The organism is Microcoleus sp. PH2017_12_PCY_D_A (assembly GCF_020738565.1).
In the GTDB taxonomy this organism is placed as follows: Bacteria; Cyanobacteriota; Cyanobacteriia; order Cyanobacteriales; family Microcoleaceae; genus Microcoleus.
Map to the genome: position 1 here is coordinate 59,767 of NZ_JAEQCI010000063.1, position 11,524 is coordinate 71,290.

General features: G+C 45.9%; 10 protein-coding genes. 3 read left to right on the plus strand and 7 right to left on the minus strand.

What is annotated here, in order from left to right:
- Window positions 1-10: 10 nt before the first annotated feature.
- The 3 genes from JGK39_RS19105 to JGK39_RS19115 all read right to left on the minus strand — a co-directional run bounded on the left by JGK39_RS19105 (window position 11) and on the right by JGK39_RS19115 (window position 3,075).
- Window positions 11-796: a serine protease gene (locus JGK39_RS19105; protein WP_293184063.1), complete on the minus strand. Its 786-nt coding sequence runs from the start codon at window positions 794-796 to the stop codon at window positions 11-13.
- A 31-nt stretch (window positions 797-827) separates the two neighbouring features.
- Entirely contained in the window at window positions 828-1,391 is a 564-nt protein-coding gene (locus JGK39_RS19110) for a COP23 domain-containing protein (RefSeq protein ID WP_293184061.1), read from the minus strand.
- A gap of 397 nt (window positions 1,392-1,788) precedes the next feature.
- The gene (locus JGK39_RS19115; RefSeq protein ID WP_293258188.1) at window positions 1,789-3,075 is read right to left on the minus strand and encodes a Glu/Leu/Phe/Val dehydrogenase; all 1,287 of its coding nucleotides are present in this window, start codon (window positions 3,073-3,075) and stop codon (window positions 1,789-1,791) included.
- A 549-nt stretch (window positions 3,076-3,624) separates the two neighbouring features.
- Here JGK39_RS19115 and JGK39_RS19120 point away from each other — a divergent pair.
- Entirely contained in the window at window positions 3,625-4,236 is a 612-nt protein-coding gene (locus tag JGK39_RS19120) for a DUF4126 domain-containing protein (protein WP_293258186.1), read from the plus strand.
- A 160-nt stretch (window positions 4,237-4,396) separates the two neighbouring features.
- Here the strand turns inward: JGK39_RS19120 and hemH are convergent, their stop codons facing one another.
- Complete coding sequence (gene hemH / locus JGK39_RS19125; protein ID WP_293258184.1) at window positions 4,397-5,560, minus strand: ferrochelatase; 1,164 nt, start codon at window positions 5,558-5,560, stop codon at window positions 4,397-4,399.
- 100 nt (window positions 5,561-5,660) lie between these two features.
- Between hemH and JGK39_RS19130 the strand changes: the two genes are divergently transcribed.
- Window positions 5,661-6,302 carry a class I SAM-dependent methyltransferase gene (locus JGK39_RS19130; protein ID WP_293258182.1) on the plus strand — a complete coding sequence of 214 codons (642 nt, stop codon included), beginning with the start codon at window positions 5,661-5,663 and terminating at the stop codon, window positions 6,300-6,302.
- A gap of 421 nt (window positions 6,303-6,723) precedes the next feature.
- Here JGK39_RS19130 and JGK39_RS19135 read toward each other — a convergent pair whose 3' ends face one another.
- The 3 genes from JGK39_RS19135 to JGK39_RS19145 all read right to left on the minus strand — a co-directional run bounded on the left by JGK39_RS19135 (window position 6,724) and on the right by JGK39_RS19145 (window position 9,781).
- On the minus strand, window positions 6,724-7,854 hold the full coding sequence (locus tag JGK39_RS19135) for a hypothetical protein (protein WP_293258180.1): 1,131 nt from the start codon (window positions 7,852-7,854) through the stop codon (window positions 6,724-6,726).
- Window positions 7,855-8,411: 557 nt separating this feature from the next.
- Window positions 8,412-9,122: a DUF547 domain-containing protein gene (locus JGK39_RS19140; protein WP_293258178.1), complete on the minus strand. Its 711-nt coding sequence runs from the start codon at window positions 9,120-9,122 to the stop codon at window positions 8,412-8,414.
- A 269-nt stretch (window positions 9,123-9,391) separates the two neighbouring features.
- The gene (locus tag JGK39_RS19145) at window positions 9,392-9,781 is read right to left on the minus strand and encodes a pentapeptide repeat-containing protein (protein ID WP_293258176.1); all 390 of its coding nucleotides are present in this window, start codon (window positions 9,779-9,781) and stop codon (window positions 9,392-9,394) included.
- Window positions 9,782-9,910: 129 nt separating this feature from the next.
- Between JGK39_RS19145 and JGK39_RS19150 the strand changes: the two genes are divergently transcribed.
- Window positions 9,911-11,389, plus strand: coding sequence for a bifunctional orotidine-5'-phosphate decarboxylase/orotate phosphoribosyltransferase (locus tag JGK39_RS19150; RefSeq protein ID WP_293258174.1), 1,479 nt, complete (start codon window positions 9,911-9,913; stop codon window positions 11,387-11,389).
- Window positions 11,390-11,524 lie beyond the last annotated feature (135 nt).

Sequence of the window (11,524 nt, forward strand, 5' to 3'; positions counted from 1 at the left end):
TCAATCGCGCCTATTTTTTCACAGAATTGGTTGTCATTTCCAGCCCTGAAGGTGCTAGCTGCTTAAAAGTGTCGATCGGAATTCCCCAACTGTACTTACTCATCTGCTCTCGCAGCGCTGCATTCGGTTCAGTGCCATCTTTATACTGGTATGGGTCTCCCCACAGCGGGTAAGCGTGGACGCCGTTAACCCCCACCACCTCGCCGCGAACATTCAGCAGCGGCCCGCCGCTCATCCCTTTTTCAATCTCATTGGTGTAACCAATTTGATAGCCACCTTCCAAAGCTTTATCTAACACTCGCCAAACTTTGCCAGTTTTGAAGACAAATCCTCGGTCTTTTTGACCTTCTTCTGTCAAAGGAAACCCACCTGCAAATACTGCATCCTCAACTTTTGGTACGGCACCCGGCTTAGCAGTGGTATATTCAACACTGCTAGTAAAGCGCAACAACGCCAAATCATTGCCTTTAAAATTAGCGTCTTTGACGAAGATTGCAGGGTAAATTTTATTATCTGGGGTTTGGATTTGGTAGGGAGCCTTGCCGGCTTTGAGGACGTGTTCGTTTGTCAGTACGGTGTACTGCGAACCCTGCTTGCGAATGGCGATTCCCGTTCCGGCAACTTGTCCAGACGATCGCACCCTAACAGCGATAGACTCAGCTTGTTGCTGCAATTGCTGTTGCGACATTTCGACTGGCATCTGTTTTAAGAAATTTTTGGCACGCGGAAGTTGTGCAGGCAAAATCATTGAGATGCCACTGATACAAGTTGCCAAGATTAGTGAACGCCAATCCATGTTTGTTTAGCTCGCAGTTTCTTTGCTACTTTTACCACAAACGCTCGTTGTCTGGTAGTTCGTTTTCAAACCATTGATTGAGATTGACGTTAGCAAAGCCATTTTCGTATGTTACCAGTTGCTTTTCCCCACTCAGGTAAAGCGGCTGCTTGGAGGCGCGGTTGCGGGTGTTGAGCATTTCTTCGAGAATCTGGTTGGCATTGTTGGGCCGGGGTACTGTCAGCACTATTGCTTCAGCACTCGAACAGTTCCCGCTACCTCTGACTCTATCGACGCACAATACTTGTTGACCATTGAAAGTCCCCGCTCTCATGAATCGGAGTTGACCGTTATCGTTAAACCGTTGAAATCTAGCCGATACGTCTTCGCAGCGCCGTTTGGGAGTCCAACCCGAACCGGAAAAAGCTTCATTGTTCCAAACTATCAGCGGTACGGGGCCTTTAGCGGCCGTGCGGACGATGGTTGCTGGTTTGCCTTCGCTAATCCCGCAGAAAAATTGATTTCTGGTTTGAGCTTGGCTCGGCTGCGAAAAAACACCCGATGTACCTATAACGATCGCTGCCGCGGCGAGCTTGCCAAATAAAGGTTGTCTCATTAGAGTAGCCTATATAGTTTTAATGATTGGAATTTTTTTTACGTTCTCTCCCGTTAAACTCGATCGAGTTCACAGGAGACCCCTTGCCGCACATAGTTTTTAAATCTTGCGACCCTTAACATTTTACTTTACATTATCAAATAATATTAGTCAATCTGCGTCCACCAAATTTTTGATAATTAGCTGCTACCTGTTCTGAGCCTCGCCGCAGCCCGCCCCACAATCATATTCAATCTTTTTTTTGTGGAACAGGCTTCTAGCCTGTTGTTGTGGAACAAGCTTCTAGCCTGTTGTTGTGGAACAAGCTTCTAGCCTGTTGTTGTGGAACAAGCTTCTAGCCTGTTGTTGTGGAACAAGCTTCTAGCCTGTTCGTTCGATCGCACTTCCCAGCATTCCGTCAACCATTTAAGTAATAATCCCGCGTTCCCTTCGCATTCATAGCTTCTCCGAGTCGTTGCAAACCGTACACGTAAGCAGCAGTTCTCATACAAACCGACAATTCCTGAGATTTTGTCCAAATTGCCTCAGTTTCCTCGACCATTTTGTGCTGCAACCGCTGGTTGACTTCCTCCAGCGTCCAATAAAGCCCACTGCGATTTTGCACCCACTCAAAATAACTCACCGTCACGCCCCCGGCATTGACTAAAATATCCGGGAACACCTGAATTCCCCGCGCTTCCAAAATCAAATCAGCAGCAGAATCTATCGGCCCGTTTGCTACTTCAAAAATAAACTTAGCCTTGACATCATTGACATTTTGTGCAGTGATTTGATTCTCCAAAGCTGCTGGAACCAGCACGTCTACATCTAAGGCTAAAAGCTGCTCGTTTGTCAAGATTTCGTGTTCGACAATATTGCAGACAGAACCTTCGCAGTAAATAGCTTTGATACCTTTGTTAGCTTCTTTGAAGCGGCGGATGCTGGGAATATCCAGCCCTTGTTTCGCATGAATTCCCCCTTGGGAATCGCTGACAGCCACAACTTTGTAACCTGCTTTCCAGAGCAATTCTGCTAATTCGGCTCCGGCATTACCAAAACCTTGGACGGCTACCGTTGTCTCCCACGGAGTTCGGTTAAATTTGGGTAGGAGATTTTGAATTACAAAAAAAGCGCCGGTGGCGGTAGCGGTATCTCTGCCTAAACTGCCACCGATTGTCACTGGTTTACCTGTCACAACCGCCGGACTGAGCTGCCGCTTAATAATATTGTACTGATCCATCATCCAACCCATAATCATGGGATTGGTGTAGACATCCGGTGCGGGAATATCGACATCTGGGCCGATAAAATCTGCGATCGCATCTACGTAACCCCGGCTCAATCTTTCCAATTCGAGTTTGGACAATTCTTTGGGATTGACAGTAATTCCGCCCTTGGCTCCTCCAAAGGGTATGTTGAGCACTGCACATTTAAATGTCATCCAAAATGCTAAGGATTGCACTTCATCGAGGGATACTTTCGGATGGTAGCGCACTCCTCCTTTCGACGGGCCTCTGGTATCGTCGTAGCGCACGCGATAACCTTGGAAAATTCGCAGGGAACCGTCGTCCATCCGCACGGGAATTGATACGATTAAACTGGATTTGGGATATTTGAGCCGCTCGATTGTATCCTCGGAAAGGGATACATATTTTAAGGCTCTTTCTAATCGGCGGCTGGCATCGGTAAATAATGATTCAGACATAAGAATAGTTGACAGTTGACAGTTGACAGTTGACAGTTGGTAGGGGCGGTGCCCCCGTGCCCGCCTCTCAGTTGACAGTTGACAGTTGACAGTTGACCGAAGGAAGAAGCTAGAAGGAAGAGGAAAGACGGGAAAAGGAACGATGAAGAATGAAGAAGGAAGAAGAAAGAGGGAAGACAGGAGAAGGAAGAGGGAAGATAGGAGAATAATTTGCCGGAAAGCTCTGGGTTAGCTGGTATTTTAAATTTAATTATTTCAGCTTAACTGCTGGTTTTTCGATACTTTCTAATTTAATCACGATCGCGGTTGGATTCTGGATAACTGCCTTCTACCTTCTACAATAACTGTATAAGTGGCTTCTGTCTGATTGTCGATCGACAATCTGGCAGTCCCAAGCAGCAATTCATCAGATACAGTTAAAATAGAGGGTGATGTTTAAGCTCAAGCAGCAATTTGAGGAGAGATCGCTCAAATCACCGCCAGCCACCAGGGGAATTATATTCTGAAATCATCGACGCTGTAGCAAACGTTATAAACTCAATTATTATTATGGTTGGACTCCTAGCCGCGCTCTCTGCGTCTGCGGCGGGGGGTATGAGAATTGCCCTGCCCCTGCTGTTGATTGGTTTGTTGCGGATTGACAAACTTTGGTCGGAAATACCTTTATTGTCTCGGGTTCACCCCCAAGTGGTGATATCCATCTTGGTGAGTTGGTCGCTGTTAGAGTTATTTGCTTCTAAAACTTTTACGGGACAGCGGGTGCTGCAAGTTGTGCAAATTATTTTCAGTCCTATGGTAGGAGCAATTATGGGAATTGCGATCGCTCAGGTAAGTGCGATCGACGAAATCATTGTTCACCCTGGGATGCTGTGGATTATTGGTATTGTCGGAGGTTTGCTGGCTTTAGTGCTACAACTGGTACAAGCGGGATGGCTTTACCGGCTACAGATTTTACCGATTTGGGTGATTTTTCTGCAAGATGTTCTGTGTATTTCCCTGGTGTTGTTTGCCTTGGACGCCCCGCGACAGGGTGCGTTAATTGCTATGCTGCTGCTGTGGCTTGCTATTCGCAGTTCTAAGGAGTGGTATCGCTGGTACAGGAGTCAGGGAGTACGGGGGGATAGGGGAAATCCCCGCCGCCACAAGCGCAATCCCGATTAATTTAATGATTGGGCATGGGGCATGGGCAAAACAGGGCATCGGGTATTAGTTATTAGTTATTGGTTAATTGCTACCAATGCCCAATGCTATAAAGGCCCCCTCCCGGAGCAACGCTAGAGCCCTAGGCCCAATTCCCTAGGCCCAATTCCCTAGGCCCAATTTAAAGCAAGCCGATCGAGTGTAAGGGGCCTTGACCCGTAATTAACTCGATCACTAATGCTATAAAACCAATCATTGCTACACGACCGTTCCAGACTTCTGCCCCCGTCGTCAAACCCCACTCCCACTGCTCTTGAGGGTACATTTTAACTTTCTTGGAAGGGCGTATCACATCCGAGAATTTAACGCTGGGAGATTCTATTGACTCGATGACTAAATCTGCCAAGGCTTCAATAAATACCGGATGAGTATTCAATGCAGGGACGCGGTAGAAATTTTCTATCCCAGATTCTTCTGCTAATTCTCGATACTCCATGTCAATTTCTTGCAGAGTCTCGATGTGCTCGGAAACAAAACTAATTGGAACTACCAACAAATCTTGAACTCCACTTTCTGCCAATTCGGTAATCGCTTCTTCGGTGTAAGGCTTGAGCCATTCTACCGGGCCAACCCGACTTTGATAAGCTAGCGTATGTTCGTTCGATCGGTTCAAATGTTCCATAATCAGACGAGTACAATCTTGAATCTCCCGCTGATAGGGGTCTCCAGCCTCTTCTACGTAGCTGAGGGGGACGCCGTGGGCGCTGAAAAAGATGTGAACTCGATCGGGATTTGGGCTGTGATCTAATTCTTGGGCGATCAATTCCGACATAGCCTGAATGTAGCCCGGTCGGTGATACCAAGAAGGAATCGCGGTATATTCTATCTGGTTGAGGTCTGGATCTTGGTTCCACATTTCTTCTAGCTGTCGGAAGCTAGAACCGCTGGTGCTGATCGAAAATTGAGGATACAATGGCAAGATTGCCAATTCTTCGATGCGATCGCGCTTAATTTTGGCGATCGCCTCTTCAGTAAAAGGATGCCAGTAGCGCATCCCCACGTATACTTTGGCATCTTGTCCCTTAGACTGCAAAAGTTCTTGCAGCGAAGCGGCTTGTTCTTCAGTAATCCGCCGCAAAGGAGAGCCGCCCCCGATTTGGCGGTAGTTTTCCTGGGATTTTTTAAAGCGCAGAGTCGAAATCAACCAGGCGAGCGGTTTCTGCATCCACGGAAACGGAATGCGAATGATTTCCGGGTCAGCGAACAAGTTGAACAGGAAAGGACGGACATCCTCGATTTGATCGGGCCCGCCCAAGTTTAATAGTAATACTCCTACACGGCCCATAGCGGTTACGGCTCTCCCATCGTCTCAGTTCTCTTACTTATTTTTATCATATAACTTAATAATATCTTAAGTCGATAGCAAGATATACATAATTTTGAATATGGCAACAATTTTGAGAGATTTAAGTTATAGGTATCAATGGCTCTACGATGCGATCGCCCGTCTGGCTGCTTTAAGCGTAGGTGGCGAAACTCGTTTTAGGCAGCTAGCCTTGGAAAATTTGACCCTGGGCGCGGAAACTAAAGTTTTAGACCTTTGTTGCGGTAGCGGTCAAACTACGCAATTTCTCGTGCAATATTCCCAGGATGTCACAGGACTGGACGCTTCGCCGTTATCGCTGCAACGGGCAAGGAAAAATGTGCCATCAGCCAATTATGTAGAAGCTTTTGCCGAATCGATGCCTTTTGGCGACAATCATTTTGATTTAGTACACAGCAGCGTTGCGATGCACGAAATGCAGCCGTTACAGTTGAGGCAAATCTTTCAAGAAGTATACCGCGTGCTCAAGCCCGGTGGTGTATTCACTTTGGTAGATTTTCATCAGCCCACAAATCTGCTATTGTGGCCTGGGTTGGCTGTATTTTTGTGGTTGTTTGAGACTGAAACTGCTTGGCAGTTGATTGAAACTGACTTGGATACTTTGTTGGCCCAAGTGGGATTTCAACCCTACAATTCCGAAGGAAGTGAACAACCTAAACTTTATGCTGGCGGCAGCATTCAAGTTATTCAAGTTCAAAAATAGGTAGTCAGTTGACAGTAGTCATTAGTGAGTGGGCAAGAAACCGGGTTTCTGCGAGTTTTCGGTTGAGTGACGGTAAATCTTGCAAGAAACCCGGTTTCTGAACTCGGTGTGAGTGGGTAAGAAACCGGGTTTCTACGAGTTTTCGGTTGAGTGACGGTAAATCTTGCAAGAAACCCGGTTTCTGAACTCGGTGTGAGTGGGCAAGAAACCGGGTTTCTGCGAGTTTTCGGTTGATTGCAAGAAACCCGGTTTCTGAACTCGGTGCGGGTGGGCAAGAAACCGGGTTTCTACGATTTTTCGGTTGAGTGACGGTAAATCTCGGCAGAAACCCGGTTTCTGAGTTCGGCGCGCGCATCTTAATATACTTGTCAACTAATGACTAATGACTAATGACTAATGACTAATGACTAATGACTAATGACTAAACAAACTTTTTCGCTTCAGCCAAAGCCGCTTCAAACTTAAGCAATACATCCTTTTCTGTGTGAATAACTTTCTCCTGTTCTAGCAGCGGGCGACCAAACCTAAAAATACCATCTTGTTCTACGTGGTCTACAGCAGGAAGCGTTTCGGGATGCGGCAAAAATTTGCGACCGATCGTGTACGGCGTGTGGTAAGAAAAACTAAAATCGGGAAACTTATCGCTCTTAATTTCCAGATAGTAAAGCGAATAATAATCCTTTGTTTCGCAGTATACGCATTCCCGGCACTTATTTACCAGTTTCCGGTTCTGATAGAAAAAATCCCACTTGTCCCAATAGTAATCATCTTTCATCATGTCCTGGTGGTCGTCGCACAGTTCGAGATATAATTTGTCAGCATCGGCAGGACGGTAAAAGTAAAGCATCGCGTAGGGCATTTCAATCAGTAATTTGACTGCTTGATTTTTGCGCTCGTACCATTCTTGCTGCTGAGTTTCGTAAATTTCGTTAGAATGATTAGATTTAATTGCTTTAAAGTTGTTGAGCTGATTTTCTTTTGCCCACCGCGACGCCCAAACTGTCCAGTAAGCTAACTGGAAAGTTGCTGAAATTTCCGCCGAACCTTGTTCTTTCCAGTCGGAAATAATTTTTTCCCACGCTGCACTAAAAGCTAATCGCGATTGTTCGTTTTGTTCGGAGTTTTCTGTATTGATTGGATCGGCTTTTGGGCGATGATTTTTAATCAGTCCTTTGGGTTCTTTGCGCCAGTTATCAATGTCTGTTGGCGTGAGAGTTAAGATGAATCTTCTGTCGTGAACGGGATATTCTAAATGAATTCCCGATTTGCGGAAAGAGCGGTATTCTAAAATCGGGAGTCTGCCTTGTTCGATCCATTGCTGGCGTTCTGCTGCCGAACACTTGAGCATTTTTTCTAATTCTACCGGATCGACGGCTAATTCACTTTTGAAGGTCTCCCAAAATCTTTCTTGTTCGGCTGCATTTGTTTCTAGCACTGATACAATTGTGCTGACGATGCGATCTGTTTGGTCTTGGGAATTGTCGGGAAGTCCTAAGAAGTCGAGGAGTTGGGCTTTGAGTATTCGTCTGGCAGAAATTAGCTCGGCTAACATGAGAAGCTCCGGTAGAGTCTGAACTTGCAACCTTGAATTGGCAAGATTTGTGCAAGTCTTATATATCTTAATGGATTCTCTTGGGTTGTCGGCAATTGAATTCATATTCGATCGCCCATTGTAACGGATATTGTCTCGCACAGGTCGATTTTACGGGATTTGGGCTTGAAAGTCGTGAAGCGTAGCTATGGGGCTCTTAATCGCCGGCTACCCAGCCATCTCTAAGCAAAAATACTCAAAGCCAGGTGGTAAGGTCGATTCACCCTCGGGATAGCTACGCCGCGCGTGCTTGTGGCGAAACCGGCTAAAGATGACCTACTTATGTCAAATCCGCGTTAGATATCCCCGATAAGACGTGGCGGTTGAAACCGCTTCTCTTCAAACAAAGTCGGCCTCCGCCGACTGAAGAATAAAAGGGGTACCAAACCCTGATTTGGTATTATGTATTTTCAAGCTTCATCTAGTTATCTGAATTTTCTCAAGAGTTTTAGCAGAGAGGAGGGAAACTGATTAATATAGAAACTCTCAAAAAAAACACCGAGCGGTTAACAAAAATCTCAATTCTCAATTTGATTTAAATTCCAATCGTAGGGCAAAAAAACGATCGCCCATTCATCGGTTACACCCACCTCCGGCCCCAAATAACCGCCCACATAGGCAGCTACCGAACCCGCATTCTTGACAAAATCCTCGCCGTACCACTCAAAAATCTTGCTCAAATAAAGCGTGTTTTTCCCAGCATCGTACCGCACTTTATCGGGATTCTTGATAAAACTACTTGCATCCGCCTCCAGTTGAGTCCGCACCGCAGAGGGGAAGTAAGCGCCGCGGCGCAGCAGCGGACATCCGACGGAAGCGCAAACTAAGGCAAAATGGATGCGCGGTTCGGCAAATTCCGGGCGCAAAATAGCGTGTTCGATTTGATTGAGGCTGTACTTTTTGCCGCCAATAATTGAATTTGAACGGGTGAAGAATTCCAGAAAACCCAGCCAGTTGGGGATTCCTAAAATTTTGGGACGGATGGACGCGATCGGGTATACTTCGATTACTTGAGAAATTGCGATCGCATTGTACGCATTCAGCCACAGCGCCAACCGCGCATCTGCATCTGTCATAGCAGCTAAATCTACATCGGCCAAAGTTCCCAGCCAATTGCTCAAAACATCCGCCCCTTCAGCTTTCCAGCGCCGGTAATCCACGCGGCCCCCAGCGTCAACGTAGCGTTTTAGCAACTCGTCCCAAGTCGAAAAGTCGATCGAATTTAGCATTCATTAAGAAGGAAGAAGTTCGGCAACGGATTTTATAACGGATGTAACGGATTTCATGAAGAAGGAACAAGGAGAGAAAAGACATACACAGAAAGCTTTTTAACTATCCGTTTTTTACCTTTAATTCAGTAGATTTACTTACCCTTCACATTTTCAGGCTGACATTGCTTTAGCTTCCGGTTTTATTAATTGTACACTTATTTTCTTTTAACTCTTGTGGGACGTTGCTCTGAGCAGTGCCCAAAAGTTAAATTTAAGCGTACAACAGCTTATTTAATACTACCGTCAACCCAAGTAGCCCCTTTAAGCTTAGCATTTTCCAAATTTGCCCCCGTCAAATCGGCTCCACTCAAATTAGCCTCCGTCAAATCAGCACCTGCTAAATTAGCTTGCCGCAAAGAAGCCCCGCTGAGGGAAGCCCCGCTCAAATTGGCCCCAGCTAAATTAGCTTCTCTGAGATTTGCTCCTCTCAAATCCGCCCCTTGCAAATCGGCATTTGCTAAACTCGCTTGCTGGAGGGGAATGCTTCTCAAATCGCATCCCGGACATTGGTTAGTTTGCAGCAACTGGTTGATTTGCTGGGGGTTCCCTGCAATCACCGCTGTAGCGAGTCCAAATATCAGTCCGAATGAAACTGCTCCCAAAGTTACAGATTTCATGGTCTTTACCTTCTACAATTATAAAAGATTCTTAATTTAAACTTCAACGGCGATCGGTTTATTCCGGCACAACACCAATCCCGCTTTCAGATGCAAATTTGTAATTTTTCGTTACCAAACAAACCAACTATGAGCGATCGCACCAATTTTTTTGATAAACTGTTAGCGGCTGTTGAAATCAATCAAAGTCTGCTTTATTTAGCCCTCGATCCCGACCCAGAAACCTTGCCAGCAATGGTTTCGATGACTGGGGAGGAAACTCGAAGTTTTGTAACTGATTTGTTGAAAAGGCTCAAAAGTGCGATCGACCAAACAGCCGATTTAATCTGCGCCTGCAAAATCACCCTCGGTTTTTATCAATCTCTCGGCATTCCCGGCTGGCAACTGCTGCAACAAATATTAACAATTATTCCCGCTCACCTGCCAGTAATTTTAGATGCCAAACACAGCGATTTAAACACCAGCGCAGTCTTTGCCAAAACTGTATTTCAAGACTGGCAATTTGACGCGATTACTCTAAGTCCCTATGCCGGATTCGACGAAGTAGCGCCATTTTTATTATATCCCGGAAAAACAGTTTTTGTGCTCTGTGCAACTGCCAATCCGTCAGCCGCCGCATTGCAAGAATATCCGACAGCAGAAAACCCTTTGTACTTGCAATTAGTCCGAGTCTCTCAAACTTGGGGAACTCCCGAAAAACTCGGTTTAGAAGTAGGAGTAATGCCGGATATGTTGGCGCGAATCCGCAAAGCAGCTCCGGAACGCCTGATTTTAGTTGAAGGAGACATCGCCGAAGAAAATGACTTGACAGAAGAAAACGACCTCGCACAACTGCTGGCGGCGGGTTTAAGCAAGAATGGTGAGGGTTTATTGCTGCCAGTGCCCCCGAGTTTGTTGGCGGGGAAAGATGCGCGCCGAGAAATTGAGAAATTACGGGATAATATTAACAAAGAGAGGCTGCGCGCGATCGAAGGAAGTCCGACTTGCGAACTGTGGCTACCGGATGTTTGCTTTTTGCAACCGGAACCCAACCGCGATTTAATCTTGCAACTTTATGACATTGGCTGCGTAGTTTTTGGCGACCACGTACAAGCATCGGGCGCCGTATTTCCATATTACATTGATTTGCGTAAAATAATCTCAATTCCGCAAATTTTCCATCAAATTGTCAGCGCCTACGCAGACATTCTCAAAGACTTAAAATTCGATCGCATTGCGGGAATTCCCTACGGTTCTTTACCTACAGCAACGGGTTTAGCGTTGCGGATGGAAAGGCCGATGATTTTCCCGCGCAAGGAAGTGAAAACTTACGGTGCGGGTAAGTTAATTGAGGGGCATTTTCAGCCTGGAGAAACGATTGTCGTAGTCGATGATATTTTGATTAGCGGTAAAAGCGTGATGGAAGGTGCGGGCAAGTTAAAATCTGCTGGGTTGAATGTGGAAGATATTGTAGTTTTGATTGACCACGAACAGGGTGTCAAAGATAAATTGCAGGCTAACGGTTATCGCGCACATTCTGTGCTAGCACTTTCGGAAATCGCTGAGATTTTGTATCAAGCAAACCGCATTGATACCGAGCAATTTAATATGTTGACAGCGGAACATTAAATAGTCTTGGACGCACAGACTCTACTTCCAGGGTGCGCAGTGCGCACCTTACTTAGCTAATCTATTATTTGACAAATATTCTTATATAACACTTATGCACAGACTCTAATTGTAGGGTGTGCACTGCGCACCTTA